A 14,493-nucleotide genomic window follows, 5' to 3' on the forward strand; every position below is an offset into this window, starting at 1 on the left:
AAAAAACGGCCCGCCGGAAAGCATCCGACGGGCCGTCCTCTCTTTTCGGAAAATCGTCTGCGGGCCTAGGCTTCGGCCTCGGCCTTGAGGGCCTCGGTCTGGGCGGCGGTGGCCAGAGCCTCGAACAGGGGCTCGACTTCGCCTTCCATGATGCGGTCCAGAGAGTACAGGGTCAGGTTGATGCGGTGGTCGGTGCAGCGGCCCTGGGGGAAGTTGTAGGTACGGATGCGCTCGGAGCGGTCACCGGAGCCCACCTGGGCCTTGCGGTCGGCGGAAAGCTCGTTGTTCTGGCGCTCGCGCTCGGCGGCCAGGATACGGGAGGCCAGCACCTTCATGGCGCGGGCCTTGTTCTTGTGCTGCGAACGTTCGTCCTGGCAGGTCACCACGGTACCGGTGGGGATGTGGGTGATGCGCACGGCGGACTCGGTCTTGTTGACGTGCTGGCCGCCGGCACCGGAGGCGCGGTAGATGTCGATGCGCAGGTCTTCGGGGCGGATCTCCACGTCCACTTCCTCGGCTTCGGGCATCACGGCCACGGTGGCGGCGGAAGTATGGATGCGGCCCTGGGTCTCGGTGGCGGGCACGCGCTGCACGCGGTGGGTACCGGCCTCGAACTTGAGGTGGCTGTACACGCGGTCACCGGAGATGAGGCAGATGATTTCCTTGTAGCCGCCGCTGTCGGAAGGGGATTCGCTCATGATCTCCACCTTCCAGCCCTTGATCTCGGCATAGCGGGTGTACATGCGGAAAAGGTCGGCGGCGAACAGGGCCGCTTCTTCACCGCCGGTACCGGCGCGGATTTCAAGGATGGTGTTCTTTTCGTCCAGCGGGTCCTTGGGCAGCAGCAGCACCTTGATCTTGTGCTCCAGCTCGGGCAGCTCGGCTTCGGCGGCGGCGATCTCTTCCTGCGCCATGGCCTTGATGTCCAGATCGCTGTCGTGCAGGAGCTGCTTGTTCTCTTCCAGTTCCTGCGTGAGGCTGCGATGACGGCGGAACAGCTCCACCACGTCGCGCAGGTCCGCATGCGCCTTGGTCAGCTTGCGGTACTGATCCTGGTCGTTGTAGACGTCAGGCTGGGCAAGCGCCTGTTCAAGCTCCATATACTTTTTTTCAAGACCTTCCAGCTTGGCAAACATGCGAACTCCAGAAAATGTATGGCCCCGCCGGGGCGACTAGGCGTCGCGCCGGTAGGGAGCCGTGATGATATTGTCGCCCGCCTGGGCGCCCAGGGCTTCGCGCAGGGCCACCACCGCCACGTCGAGCTGGCGCTCGTCGGGCTCGGCCGTGGTCATGCGCTGCAGGGTCAGGCCGGGGGCCCGCAGCAGCGTGGCCATGAAGCCGTCGGGCATGCGGGCAGCGTAACGGATAAGCTCATAGGCCAGCGCGCTGATGGGCACCATGAGCAGCAGTTTGAACACGATGGTCAATGCCTGCTTGGCCACCGCCCCTTCCGGGCAGTAGATGAACAGCAGCAGGGGCACCAGCACCGCATGCAGGATGATGGAGATGCTGATGACGAACAGCAGGAACGTGGTGCCGCAGCGGGGATGCAGTCGGCTCATGCGGGCCGCCGTGGCGGCGTCCACATCGCCCCCGGCTTCGAAGGCATGGATGACCTTGTGCTCCGCGCCATGGTACTGGAACACGCGCCGGATATCGGGCACGAAGGAGATGGCCCAGATATAGCCCATGAAGATCAGGCACTTGAACAGGCCGTCCCACAGATGGAAGGTGAGCCCTTCCACCCCGCCGCCCAGCTCCAGCCACTGCATGAGCAGCGACAGCAGGTGCGGCACGACCACGAACAGGCCCACGGCCATGGCCAGGGAAAGCAGCAGGGTCAGCACCAGATGCCAGCCCTTGAGCTCTTCCTCGGTGCCTTCGGCCTGATGTTCCGCGGAACGGTTGAGCGCCTTGATGCCGTTGACCAGGGTCTCGATGAGCACGGGAAAGCCGCGCACGAAAGGCTTTTTCAGCCAGGGATGCCGTGTCAGCGAGAACCAGGGCATGCGCCGGGCCACGATCTCGCCGTTGGGACGGCGCAGGGCCAGCGCGTAGGCGTCACCATTGCGCATCATGACGCCTTCCAGAACGGCCTGTCCGCCCACGGTGGGGCAGCCGGCCGTCAGCATCAGGGAAACAAGACGGGACAGGCGCATAGACTCCCTCAAAAAAACGCCAAGCCTCCGGCGGGAGCGTGAAACCAAAGATTCCAACGCCTCCGCCAGAGGTGGGATAACGTTCGCGTCCAGCAGACGCGGGGCAGCACACCGCTTGCGCGGCAGCGCCTACTTCTTTTCAAATTTGGCGTACTTCTTGCGGAAGCGGTCGATACGGCCGGCCGTATCCAGGAAGCGCTGCTTGCCGGTGAAGAAGGGATGGCAGGCGGAGCACACTTCGACGTGCACTTCTTCGCCCTTCGTGGAGAGCACCTGTTCCTGATTACCGCAAGCGCAGGTAATGGTGGCGTTGAACACCTTGGGATGGATATCTTTCTTCATGATCCTTACCTCGTATGGCAACGGCATATGCCGTCAATAGTCGTCTTCTGCGCGGCTTTTGCGCATCAGGGCCCAAATCAATAGCCCATAAACGCAGCTTTGGCAAGTCCCCTGCCCCGGCGGAAGGACGTTTTCCCGGAGTTTTTTCCCGCTCCGGGCAAGGCCGGGCCGCCCGTCACGGCAGGGGCCCGAAGATAAGGACGTTTGCTGCGGACAGCGGACAGCAGGCGAAGGCCGTGCCCCGGCAGGCGCATCCGGGAGGGCATCCGGGGCAAGATGGCCGGCCATCCGGACGAAGATACGGGGCAGGGACCTCCACCGCCGATCCCGTCACACGGGGCCCACGCCGGTAATCTCCACCGAAAAACGGATACGCCCCGCCCATGTCGGCGGGCCCCGGTCTGCCCCCTCCGCCCGGGGCCGGTTGCCAGCGCCGGGCCGACAGGCTACAGTGCGGCCATGTGTGCAAAAATCGCCCGCCAGCGCGCGGATCAACTGGTCTTCATGCAGGGCCTGGCCGAAAGCCGTGAACAGGCCCGCCGTCTCATCATGGCCGGCAAGGTGGCGCTCTCCTCCGAAGGACTGCCCCCCGGCGCCCCGCCCCAAAAGGTGGACAAGCCCGGGCATCCCTATCCCGAGGGCACGGTCTTCGAGCTGCTGGGGCAGGAGCGCTTCGTCAGTCGCGGCGCCTACAAGCTGCTGACCATCCTGGACAATTTCAAGCTCGACGTGAGCGGCATGGTCTGTCTTGATGCCGGTGCCTCCACCGGCGGTTTCACGGACTGTCTGCTCCAGCACGGCGCCACGCGCGTCTACGCCGTGGACGTGGGCAAGAACCAGCTGCACGAGAAGCTGCGTGCCGACGAGCGCGTCATCAATCTGGAAGGCGTCAACCTGCGCGCCGCCGCGCCCGAGCTCATCCCCGAGCCCGTGGACCTGGTGGTGGCCGACGTGTCCTTCATCTCCCTGACGCTCATCCTGCCGCCCTGCATGACCTGGCTCAAGCCCGGCGGTCTGGCCGCCGTGCTCATCAAGCCGCAGTTCGAACTGGGCCCCGGCGAGACCGTCAAGGGCGTCGTGCGCGACGAGGCCGCCCGCCAGCGCGCCGTGGACAAGATCGTCCGCTTCTGCACCGAGAACCTGCACCTGGAGAGCCGGGGCGTGCTGCCCGCCGCCATCAAGGGCCCCAAGGGCAACCAGGAATATATGGCCCTCTTCGCCCGGCCCTGACCGGAGCCGTGAGGGGGGGTGAGGGGAGGGGGAACCCCTCTCGCGCTAGCAGAGGGGTTCCCCCTCCCCTCAAGCTCCCCTCCTCTTCCCCAGCGCGTTTTATTGGAGAATGGGGAAAGCAGGGGCCGCCCTCCGGCATCAGCAAGGCTCCATGACGACCGCTACAAACGATAAAAAGCCCTGCCTTCGTTGAAGACAGGGCTTTTTATATTTACCGGGCTACCGGCGGCAGGCATCAATCCTGTAAGACCGTCCCACCGGCATGGCTTTCCTAAAAGCTGTACAGGAAGGCCGGAGTCTCGCGCCCCAGCAGGGCATCGGCATCAAGGCCGAACCAGGTCTTGAGGCTCTTTTCCCACCATTCGTCTTCGCTGGGGGGCGTCAGCAGGGGCTGGTCCACGGGCACCTTGCAGACATCGGCCAGCCAGCGGTGCGCGGCCTGCTGGCCGCCCAGCTCGTCCACAAGGCCCAGCTCCACGGCTTCGCGGCCGGTGAAGATCTTGCCCGTGGCCAGACGCGCGGCGCGGGCGCGATCCATATGACGGCCCTGGGCCACGATGTCCACGAACTGCTCGTGCATGTCCTTGAGCACGCCCTGGAAATAGGCCTTTTCTTCCGCGGTAAGCGGCTCCAGCATGGAACCGGCGTCCTTGTAGGGGGCGGTGGTCAGGGTCTGGCGGCCAAGGCCCAGCTTGTCCAGCAGGCCCCGGATCTGGGGGATGTCCATGCGCACGCCGATGGAGCCGGTCACGGTGGAGGCATTGGCGAAGACGCGCTTGCCCGCCATGCTGACCATCAGGCCGCCGGAGGCCGCCGTGCTGCCCATGCTGACGGCGATGGGCTTGTCCTTGCCCAGACGGGCCAGGGCCTCATACAGTTCCTGCGAGGCGGCGGCACCGCCGCCGGGGGAATCCACGCGCACCAGCACGCCCTTGACGCCGGGCATGCGGCCCAGTTTGTCGATCCAGCGCAGCTGGGCGTCGATGTCCATGATGGGGCCGGTCACGCGCACCAGGGCGATGCGCTCGCTGCCCAGACCGGTGGCCTGGGAGACCATGAAGGCCGCGATGCCGCCCAGCAGCAGGATCAGCAGGCCCCAGAAGATCACGGGATGACGTTTGCGGAAAGGCACCCGGAAAAGGTGCAGCCAGGCCTTTTGCGGCACATGCGAAAGCGGGCAGGACGTGGAGCAGGAGAAGGAAGGAGCCGCCGGGGCGCCCTTGCCGTTGCGGACGCTTTTGCCGGCCGGGGCCTCGCCGTTCATGCTCAGGGGATGTTCCGTGAAGTCGTCGGCTCCGGGAGCATCCAGACGCAGCTCGGGCGCAGCCTGCCGGGTACGTTCGGGATCATTGATTTGCATGGGAGTGTTCGGGTAAAAGATGCCGGGATGGCCGCCAAAGTGCGGCCCCTGCCCCAGCGGGACAGGCTCCAAGGACACGCCGCCCGCGACGCACCGGAACGTGCCGTGCGGCAGGCGGGGAATGCGTCCCGACCCTAAGCCCATCCAACAGGAAAAACAAGGAGCCATCATGGAGACATTGTCCGTGGCCACGCGCAGCCGCTGCGAAATGCGCGACATCACCGCCCAGGTCCGGGAACTGGTGGCCCGCGGCCGCCAGCAGGGCCGCCGCAACGGTGCCCTGCTGCTTTTCTCGCCGCACACCACCTGCGGCCTGACCATCAACGAAGGGGCGGACCCCGACGTCCGCCGCGACATGGTGCGCTTTTTCAGCGCCATGGTGCCGCAGGACGCTGATTTCGACCATGCCGAAGGCAACAGCGACGCCCACATCAAGACCACCCTGCACGGCCCCAGCCTGATGCTCATCGTGGAGGACGGCCAGCTGCAGCTGGGCCGCTGGCAGTCCATCTATCTGTGCGAAGGCGACGGCCCACGGCAGCGCACGCTCTGGGCCCAGTGGCTCCCCGGTGAGGACAGCACGCGCCCATGAGCATGCCGCACGACATTTCCCTGATCCTGACCCTCACCGGAGGTCTGGGGGCAGCCCTCGTCCTGGGCTTCGTGACCCAGAAGCTCCGTTTGTCGCCCCTGGTAGGCTACCTGCTGGCGGGCATCCTGGTGGGGCCGCATTCGCCGGGCTTCGTGGCCGATGCGGGGCTGGCCTCGCAACTGGCCGAGATCGGCATCATCCTGCTCATGTTCGGCGTGGGCCTGCATTTCCATCTCAAGGACCTGCTGGCCGTACGCGGCATCGCTCTGGGCGGGGCCGCAGTGCAGATCACGCTCACGACACTGTCCTGCATGTTCCTGCTCCAGTTCTGGGGCTTTTCCCTCTGGGCGGGCGCGGTCTTCGGCATGTCGGTCTCCGTGGCCAGCACGGTGGTGCTCACCCGCGTCCTGGCCGACAACCATGTGCTGCATACCCCTACCGGCCATGTGGCCCTGGGCTGGCTGGTGGTGGAGGATCTGTTCACCATCCTGCTGCTGGTGCTCCTGCCCGTTGTCCTGGGCGCCGGAGAAGGCAATATCTGGTGGATACTGGGCAAAACCCTGCTCAAGCTGGGCGCGCTCACGGTCTTCACCCTCGTGGCCGGGCAGCGCCTGATCCCCGCCCTGCTGGGCTATGTGGCGCGTACGGGCACCCGCGACCTGTTCACGCTGGCGGTCATCGTACTGGCATTGGGCATCGCCGTGGGGTCGGCCCTGTTCTTCGACGCTTCCATGGCCTTCGGGGCCTTCCTGGCGGGCATGGTGGTGGGCCAGTCCGATTTCAGCGCCCGCGCCACCGCCGAGGCCCTGCCCCTGCGTGATGCTTTCGCGGTGCTGTTCTTCGTATCCGTGGGCATGCTCTTCGACCCCGCCGCCCTGCTGGAACAATGGCCCCTTTTCCTGCTGGCCCTGGGCGTCATCGTGCTGCTCAAGCCCCTGCTGGCCTTCCTGGTCTGCCTCGCGGCCCGCAAGCCGCTGCGTCTGGCCGTTTCCGTTGGCCTTTCGCTGGGGCAGATAGGCGAGTTCACCTTCATCCTCATAGCCATGGGGGTCAGCTTCGGCCTGTTCGACAGCAGCATCAGCAACGCCGTCATCCCGGCGGCCCTGCTCTCCATCACGCTCAATCCGCTGCTCTTCCGGCGCGTGGGGGCCCTGGCCCGCCTGCTGGCACGCCTGGGCCTGGGCGCCCGTCTGCCCCGCATGGAGCACGGGCAGACCGATGCCGACGGGCTGCCGCGTGTGGTGGTCGTGGGCTTTGGCCCCGTGGGCCGCAGCCTGTGCCGTATCGTCCGGGCGCACGGCATGCTGCCGGTGGTGGTGGAAGCCAATATCGACACGGTCCGTCGCCTGCGCGGGCTGGGGCGTCCGGCCGTCCACGGCGACGCCACCCAGGCCGAAGTGCTGCGCGAAGCCGGTCTGGCACAGGCGCAGGCCCTGCTGCTTTCGGCCCCGGCCATCCCGGCCAGGGAAGTGGTGCCCATCGCCCGTGCCATCAACCCGGATCTGCGCATCTTCGTCAACACGCCCTTTGCCAGCGAGGCCGACAGCCTGCGCAGCATGGGCGTAGAGGGCGCCTTCAGCGGCGAACGCGAGGTGGCCCTGAGCATGTCCCGTTTCCTGCTGGACGATCTGGGTGTGGGGCGTACCGGCCTGGAGGCGGAACTGGAACGTGTACGCGAAGTCTTCGCCGAGAGCCCCTCGACGCAAAAAAGCTGATCGACGCCGGGCCGTCTTGACCGCGGCCCGGCAAAGGATGCCTCATGCGGTCTTTGTCCGATCCTTTTCCCCGCATCATCCTGCATCTGGACATGGATGCCTTCTTTGCCTCCGTGGAGCAGATGGATCACCCGGAGTGGCGCGGCAAGCCTGTCATCATCGGCGGCGAGACGCGCGGGGTGGTCTCCACCGCGTCCTATGAGGCGCGGCGCTTCGGCGTGCATTCGGCCATGCCCATGACCACGGCCCGGCGGCTGTGCCCGCAGGCCATCTTCGTGCGCGGCAACCGCCGGCGTTATGTGGAGATATCCGGCCGCATCATGGCCGCCCTGCAGGACTTTTCCCCGCTGGTGGAACCGGCCAGCATCGACGAGGCCTATCTGGACGCCACCGGGCTGGAGCGTCTGTTCGGCCCGGTGGAGCAGCTCATCCCGGCCATCAAGGCCCGGGTACGCGAGGTCACCGGCGGCCTGACCTGTTCCGTGGGCGCGGCGCCGGTCAAGTTCCTGGCCAAGATCTGTTCGGACATCAACAAGCCCGACGGCATCTACATCCTGCGCCCGGACGACATGGACAGCTTTCTGGGCGGGCTGGATGTGCGCCGTCTGCCCGGCGTGGGCAGGCGCATGGTGGCCGAACTGGAGGCCCTGGGCATCCGCCGCGTGGAGCAGCTGCGCCGCTACGGCCCGGAGCTTCTGGAACAGCGTTTCGGCAAATGGGGACGGGAGCTGCACGCCCGGGCCCGGGGCATCGATCCCCGGCCGGTGGTGCCCGAACACGAGGCCAAGAGCGAGAGCGCCGAGACCACCTTTGCCCGCGATACCCGCGACCGGGAATTCCTCAAGACCATGCTCCTCGGCCATGCCGAGCGCGTGGGGGCCTCGCTGCGCCGTCACGGCCTGCGCGGCCGTACCGTGACCCTCAAGGTCAAATTCGCGGATTTCCGTCAGATCACCCGATCCCGCACCCTGCCCGAAGCCACGGACAGCACCGAGACCATCTACGAGACCGGTACCGCCCTGCTGGAGGCCGAAGCCCTGCCCCAGCCGGTGCGGCTCATCGGCCTGGGCGTGTCCGGTTTCGGCAACGCCCCCACCCAGGAGCTGCTGCCCGGCGTGTTCCGCGGCGTACAGGGCCGCGACCCCGAGCAGGAGGCCCGGCGCCGCCGTCTGGACGCCGCCCTGGACAACCTGCGGGGCAAATTCGGCAAACAGGCCGTCCAGCGCGGCCGCCTGTTCCGCCCACGCGATGATGGCGAGGATGATTAGGATGATGTTTTGAGGCGAGGGGTTCCCCCTCCCCTTCCCCAGCGCGCTTTACCAGACAGGCCGCCCCTGACGAGACGGCCTGTCATGCGTCGTTCTCTGGGGCATTCCTATAAGACGCAGAGTGCCTGCAGGATCTCACAGCGGCCCAGAATCCAGTAACTGTTGCTCCACGCATATGGACTGTCTGGCCCCTGTGCACTGCGATCCTTGCCGCCTACAGGCTGTCGTCCCGTGTATTGAGCGCGCCGCTTGGGCGGCGTGCGCCGAAGGCGCTGTGCTGCCCCGCCTACGGCGCGCCGTCACAGCACTGGGGACCAAGGCGGGGCACGGGGGTGCAGGGGGCCTGGGGGCGCCGAGCCCCCGGCCCCTTGCCGCCCGCCGCGCAGGCGACCCGCCCCTTCCCCCACAAAAACAAAAAAGGCCGGAAGAAGGAGAATTCTTCCGGCCGGGCCGCCCCCAAGGCAGCCCCGCACTGCCTGCCCGCCTGTGCGTCGGGCGCAGGTAGTCGGCTGTGGAGAAATATGGTGTGCGCTGTCAGACCATCTCCGCAAAAAGATGCCCGGCAGGGCGCAATGGCTAAAATTCAAAGCGTTCCAGTTCCGGCACGGAAAGATCGGCATGGAACAGGGCCGAATCCCCGGCATCGGGCCGCAGCAGCAGGCGCAGGCACAGGGAGACCATCAGGCAGGCCACCCCGGCCGGGGCCGTGGCGATGACGCCTTCGTGGCGGGCACTGCCCGCTTCCTCGCCGGTCAGCCCGGAAGCGTAGAGTTCCCGCAGATGCAGGCGCCCGGAACGGGCCGCACGTGCGAAACCCTCGGCCCGCAGCACGGAGCCGTGCACGAACGGCACCCCCGCCGCGGCGGAACGTTCTTCCAATAGCATTTTCAGCGCAAGGTCGTCCAGACAATCCAGGGCCACATCCACATCTTGCAGCATGTCCGGCAAATTTTTTTCATCCGCTTCCACATGCCGCACATCCAGGGCCAGATAGCCTGCCATGTCGCGCAAACCGCGCGCCGTGGCCACGGCCTTGGGCTGGCCCAGCGTGCTTTCCGTGCAGAAATACTGACGATTGAGGTTGCTCTCCTCAAAGATGTCGCTGTCGCACAGGCGCAGGCCCCCCACACCCAGCCGCGCCAGCAGGGAGGCCACATGCCCGCCCAGACCGCCGCAGCCCAGCACGAAGACACGAGTTTGCAACAGACGAACCATTGCATCAGCGGAAAAAACACCGTAGTTTCTACGGAAGCGTTCCGGCCAGATGCCGTCTTGCAGGAGCGCGACCATCACCTCCCGTTCGGGAAGGACGGCCCCTGCGGCCAGCTGCCGGATGGCAGTGCCGCCGACGAAGGGCGTACCGTCCGCAGCCCGGCGCAGCACATGCGGCCCGGCCCATGAGGCCAGCGAGCCGTCGTGCAGGAACGCGCCGAGGCGCTCCCGTATCCCGGACGCAGTCCAGGGCGGGAACGCCGCGGAACATGCCCCTTCCCCAGGGGATGGCGATGTGATGGGTGTCATGATCAACGGGCGTCTAACCTCCTCCGACAGCAGGAAAAAAGGCCACACGAGCACCGTCGCATATCTTGCTCTGGACCTCTTTTTGACGCCCGTTGATCATGACGATTTTTATCTCTTCCAGCGGCAGTCCCACCATCCTTGCCACATCGGCAGCCGTGGCGTCTTCGGGCGCATCAAGCGTTATCCCCGCTTCTGGGTCATATCCCGGTACATAGTCCCGCAGGGTCGTGCTCAGTTTGACGAGTATGCTCATGCTGCCTCCGATGATGGCGTCCGCCGGTCAAGAAAAAGTGTGACGATCCGGGCCCGCCCCAAAGGCGGGCCCGGTCTCAGTCTATGCTACTTCTTGATCCAGTTGAAGACCGTCTTCAGCTCTTCGTGCGAGATGTCGAAGGTCGTGTTGTGCGGGGCCACGGGCTCGTCCACGAAGAAATCGGGCAGGTGGTCGGCGGATTCGGTGATGCCGGCACGACGGTTGAAGTCGATTTCGGTGGAGAGGATGCGCTGGCCCAGGGTGACCACGTCGTCACCGGTCAGCTGCCAGCCGTACTTGGCGTTGAGCATGTCCACGATGGCGGCCAGGGCATCCGGGATGTCCAGGATGGCGAAGGCGGTGAACAGGCACAGGCCCACGGAGTCCACGGAGGCCGTGGCGATCTGCAGGTTGCGGGACAGTTCGATCTGGCCTTCGGGCTTCAACGGATCGACCTTGCCGCCGCAGCTCAGGATGTTGGCGGTCACGGCGTAACCGGCGGTGTGGTCGGCGCCCATGGGGGTGGTGGCGTAGGTCACGCCCACGCCCTTGACGGCGCGAGGATCGTACGCGGGCAGGCTCTGGCCCTTGACGCAGGGCACGCGGCGCACGCCGAACACGCGGCCGGTGGTGGCGGTACCGCAGCCGATGATGCGGCCCAGGGGGGTACCGTCGCTGATGCCCTGCATGGCGGCCTTCACGGCCTCGGCATCACCGTAGGGGATGCCGCCGCCGGCCATGGCAACGCCCACGGCCACGCCCACGTCGATGGTGTCCACACCGATGTCGTCGCACATGTAGTCGAAGCGGCTCACGGCGTCGATGTCGCTGATGCCGCTGTGGGGACCGAAGGACCACAGGGTCTCGTATTCAGGCCACTTGCTCTGGAACTTGCCCTGCTTGTCGGGGAACAGGCCGGAGCAGCGGATGATGCAGCCGCTCATGCAGCCGTGGGCCACGGCACCTTCGCCGCCGCGTTCCTTGGTCAGGCGGTTCATGGTCTCGCCGGACACGCCTTCGTGCTTGTCGAACTGGCCCACGGTGAAGTTGGCGGTGGGCAGACCGCCGGCTTCGTGCAGGATGTTCACCAGCACGCCGGTGCCGTATTCGGCCAGGCCCTTGCCGGTGATGGGATGCTCGGTCAGAGCCTTGGCGAAGCGCTTGGAAGCTTCGCGGAAGGCCTTTTCATCCGCCAGAGGATGGTTCTTGCCGCCCTCGGGGTTGATGATGATGGCCTTGAGGCCCTTGGAACCCATGACGGCGCCCACGCCGCCGCGGCCGGCGTGACGCATGGGACGCAGCTCGCGGTCGGTGAAAGCGATACTGGCGGCGGTCAGCTTGAACTCACCGGCGCGGCCGATGGTCACATAGCTGCACTTGTCGCCGTAGGTCTCCACCAGTTTGGCGACGGCGTCGAAGTTGTTGAGGCCGGCCACGGTGGAGGGCACCAGCTTGGCGGAGTCCTTGCTCAGTTCCAGCTGCCACCATTCGCCTTCGGTGGCCATGTCTTCAACGATGATGGCCATGATGCCCAGCTTGGCCAGATGGCCGCCGGGCTGACCGCCGGAGTTGGATTCCTTGATGCCTTCGGTGAGGGGGCTCTTGCAGCCCACGGAAATACGGTTGCCGTTGGGGCTGTTGGTGGCGCCCAGCAGGCCGGGAGCGAACACCAGCTTGTTGTGGGGGCCCAGCGGCGTACAGATGGGGTTGACTTCGCGCGCCACGATGGTGGAGGTCAGGGCACGACCGCCCAGACCGGCGTATTCTTCGGGGATATCTTCAAACACACAGGTCTTGGCGGCCATGTTGACCCGCAGGAAACGGAACATGAGACTCTCCTTTGATTGATGCAAAACAAGGCAGTTCAGCAGTACATCCATCCAGTTTGACCCACCTTAGTCCCGCAAAAAAAATTTGGTCAAGAAAACGGAAAAACAGACACGCTTCCGGCCCTGCCCCTCCCCAAAACGGACACGCTTCCGGCCACAGGCCACATTTTCCCGGCGACCCAGCCGGGATTTTTCATATGACATGACAAAAAACACGCTTTTTCCATCTGTCGGCAAAAAAGATGGAAAAAGCGTGTTTTTTGCATCCGGTTCCGGCGCCCCTCCCCATCTCCGGCAACACGCCCGCATGGCTGCCTCCCCCGCGGCGGATGGCGTATCCCCTCCGCAGTGTCCCGGAAAAAGGACAGGCCCCGGCCGGGCGGGGCACCACCGGCTGGCTGCCCGGCCGGCCAGCCATACCAAGGAGCATGCCATGAACAGCGTGTACGGTTACGCCCGTGTATCCAGCACCGACCAGAACGCAGAGCGCCAGCATCTGTCCCTGCAACGGCAGGGCATCCCCAGGCACAGGATCTTCACCGACCGGATGTCGGGCAAGGACTTCCGCCGTCCCCGGTACGAAGACCTGCTGGCACGGCTCCGGCCCGGCGACCAGCTCTGCGTCACGAGCATCGATCGTCTGGGCCGCAATTATGAGGAAATACAGCGGCAATGGCGGCTGCTCACGCAGGAACGGCATGTGGACATCCTTGTACTGGACATGCCGCTGCTGGATACCCGGAGGGACAGGGACCTGCTGGGGACCTTCATTGCCGACCTCGTGCTGCAGGTGCTCTCGTTCGTGGCCCAGAACGAGCGGGAAAACATCCGGCGACGCCAGGCCGAAGGCATCGCCGCTGCACGGCTGCGGGGCATTCGCCTGGGACGGGAACCAAGGCCCCTGCCTCCCAATTTTTCCGAAATGTACGAACTGTGGAAGACAGGAAAAATCTCCGCTGTCAAAGCCGCGGAACAGTGCGGCATGGCACGGTCAACATTCCGTTACCGTGCAGAATCCATAAAAAAGTCTGAAGATTGAACATGGCAAAAAGGTGTACTTTTTCGCCAGTCATATGATTCCACAAATATTACTGTAGAAATAACCACCTGTAAATAGCAAGTGCATTCCACACAACAGTACATGCCGCATGGCGAAAAAGTACGCTTTTTCGTCACTGCCAACGCCAGCGCGGGATGTCCGGCCTGGCAGCAAAATGTAGGAGGAGCATGTGAAACTGTCGCGCAATGCCTTGCGGAACCTGGCTAACCGTTATCGCGCCGTACTGAAAAAATGCCGTCTTGTTAATACGTTCGGTTCACTGGCTGTGGCCGCCATGCTGGTGATGGGCGTGGGGGAAAACGTTTTGGCTTATGGCCCCGGCGAAGCAAGCGATAAGAATATCACATATAATAGTACGTCAGGCCCCTTGCCTGATATTGTTTATGGTGGAGAGGCAACAGGGGATTGGGGGAACGGGGCTGTTGATGCAAGCAGAAATAGCCTGATCATAGAGGGACGCAATGATGACGTTAATGGCATATATGGCGGAAAGGCTGACACTAGATATCCAGATAGCGCAAAAAGATCTCAAGCATTAAATAATAATGTAAGTATAAAACAAAGTACTATTACAGTAAAGGGGAATAAAATTGGCTTCGATCAGGGGGAGATTGATATTTCCGTGATAGGCGGATATGCAGGAAAAGAAGCGAATAATAATAGCGTAAACATAGACAGCGGCACGTTTTCTGGTGTCGTCATCGGTGGCATGGCAACCGGAAAGAATGGTAAAGCCGTAGGCAATAGTGTTAATCTTTCTGGAGGTATACTTACAGGGGGAGCCTTTAATGACGAACAAATAGCCGTTGTCGGTGGCTATGCGAATGCCGGTAGCTTACAAAATAACACTGTACAGATATCAGGTACTGCTAAAGTAACCGGAAATGTCTATGCCATTTACTGTCAAAGCTCCCCCGACAAGACAGCTACGACGATATCAGGGGAAGTGATCATCACAGGACAGGAAGAGCATTCCTCACCAGATCTTTCCCAATCTTCTCTTTACGGATATAATAAAACTCATCCACTTTATGGCATGAAAGATAGAATAGATCTTGTCGCGAAGATAGAAAATTTTGACGGAACCATAAAAAATATAGGCCAGTTTACAACAGTGACCGTCACAGGTTCGACATTGAAGGTAGAAAATGTCGATTGTGCTGT

The 14,493-nt window shown here is 63.9% G+C and carries 12 protein-coding genes; 5 read left to right on the plus strand and 7 right to left on the minus strand.

Features of this window, described 5'->3' with window-relative positions; all coding sequences use genetic code 11:
• Positions 1 to 65: 65 nt before the first annotated feature.
• The 3 genes from prfA to rpmE form a co-directional block, all read right to left on the minus strand.
• Positions 66 to 1,136, minus strand: a complete 1,071-nt coding sequence (prfA, locus tag Q4I12_RS03730; protein WP_302260622.1) for a peptide chain release factor 1 — start codon at positions 1,134 to 1,136, stop codon at positions 66 to 68.
• A gap of 36 nt (positions 1,137 to 1,172) precedes the next feature.
• Entirely contained in the window at positions 1,173 to 2,159 is a 987-nt protein-coding gene (locus Q4I12_RS03735; protein WP_302260624.1) for a DUF1385 domain-containing protein, read from the minus strand.
• A gap of 129 nt (positions 2,160 to 2,288) precedes the next feature.
• Positions 2,289 to 2,501 carry a 50S ribosomal protein L31 gene (gene rpmE, locus Q4I12_RS03740; RefSeq protein WP_040369638.1) on the minus strand — a complete coding sequence of 71 codons (213 nt, stop codon included), beginning with the start codon at positions 2,499 to 2,501 and terminating at the stop codon, positions 2,289 to 2,291.
• 459 nt (positions 2,502 to 2,960) lie between these two features.
• Here rpmE and Q4I12_RS03745 point away from each other — a divergent pair, with 459 nt between their 5' ends.
• The gene (locus Q4I12_RS03745; RefSeq protein WP_168935833.1) at positions 2,961 to 3,731 is read left to right on the plus strand and encodes a TlyA family RNA methyltransferase; all 771 of its coding nucleotides are present in this window, start codon (positions 2,961 to 2,963) and stop codon (positions 3,729 to 3,731) included.
• Positions 3,732 to 4,002: 271 nt separating this feature from the next.
• Here Q4I12_RS03745 and sppA read toward each other — a convergent pair whose 3' ends face one another.
• Complete coding sequence (gene sppA / locus Q4I12_RS03750) at positions 4,003 to 5,091, minus strand: signal peptide peptidase SppA (RefSeq protein WP_204675116.1); 1,089 nt, start codon at positions 5,089 to 5,091, stop codon at positions 4,003 to 4,005.
• 169 nt (positions 5,092 to 5,260) lie between these two features.
• Here sppA and Q4I12_RS03755 point away from each other — a divergent pair, with 169 nt between their 5' ends.
• The 3 genes from Q4I12_RS03755 to Q4I12_RS03765 are packed head-to-tail and all read left to right on the plus strand — an operon-like array spanning position 5,261 to position 8,666.
• A complete protein-coding gene (locus Q4I12_RS03755; RefSeq protein WP_297159036.1) occupies positions 5,261 to 5,683 on the plus strand; it encodes a secondary thiamine-phosphate synthase enzyme YjbQ in 423 nt (140 codons plus the stop codon).
• The gene (locus tag Q4I12_RS03760; RefSeq protein WP_204626442.1) at positions 5,680 to 7,398 is read left to right on the plus strand and encodes a cation:proton antiporter; all 1,719 of its coding nucleotides are present in this window, start codon (positions 5,680 to 5,682) and stop codon (positions 7,396 to 7,398) included. The genes Q4I12_RS03755 and Q4I12_RS03760 overlap by 4 nt, the downstream gene beginning before the upstream one ends.
• Before the next feature lie 44 nt (positions 7,399 to 7,442).
• Positions 7,443 to 8,666 carry a DNA polymerase IV gene (locus tag Q4I12_RS03765; protein ID WP_302260632.1) on the plus strand — a complete coding sequence of 408 codons (1,224 nt, stop codon included), beginning with the start codon at positions 7,443 to 7,445 and terminating at the stop codon, positions 8,664 to 8,666.
• 576 nt (positions 8,667 to 9,242) lie between these two features.
• On the opposite strand, the gene Q4I12_RS03770 is transcribed toward Q4I12_RS03765, so the two are convergent.
• The 3 genes from Q4I12_RS03770 to Q4I12_RS03780 form a co-directional block, all read right to left on the minus strand.
• The gene (locus Q4I12_RS03770) at positions 9,243 to 10,187 is read right to left on the minus strand and encodes a HesA/MoeB/ThiF family protein (protein WP_302260633.1); all 945 of its coding nucleotides are present in this window, start codon (positions 10,185 to 10,187) and stop codon (positions 9,243 to 9,245) included.
• Positions 10,188 to 10,200: 13 nt separating this feature from the next.
• On the minus strand, positions 10,201 to 10,440 hold the full coding sequence (locus tag Q4I12_RS03775; RefSeq protein ID WP_006006681.1) for a MoaD/ThiS family protein: 240 nt from the start codon (positions 10,438 to 10,440) through the stop codon (positions 10,201 to 10,203).
• 86 nt (positions 10,441 to 10,526) lie between these two features.
• The gene (locus Q4I12_RS03780) at positions 10,527 to 12,269 is read right to left on the minus strand and encodes an aldehyde ferredoxin oxidoreductase C-terminal domain-containing protein (protein WP_168935837.1); all 1,743 of its coding nucleotides are present in this window, start codon (positions 12,267 to 12,269) and stop codon (positions 10,527 to 10,529) included.
• A 433-nt stretch (positions 12,270 to 12,702) separates the two neighbouring features.
• Here Q4I12_RS03780 and Q4I12_RS03785 point away from each other — a divergent pair, with 433 nt between their 5' ends.
• A complete protein-coding gene (locus Q4I12_RS03785) occupies positions 12,703 to 13,308 on the plus strand; it encodes a recombinase family protein (protein ID WP_302260634.1) in 606 nt (201 codons plus the stop codon).
• The last annotated feature ends 1,185 nt before the right edge of the window (positions 13,309 to 14,493 follow it).

The organism is Desulfovibrio piger (genome assembly GCF_951793255.1).
In the GTDB taxonomy this organism is placed as follows: Bacteria; Desulfobacterota; Desulfovibrionia; order Desulfovibrionales; family Desulfovibrionaceae; genus Desulfovibrio.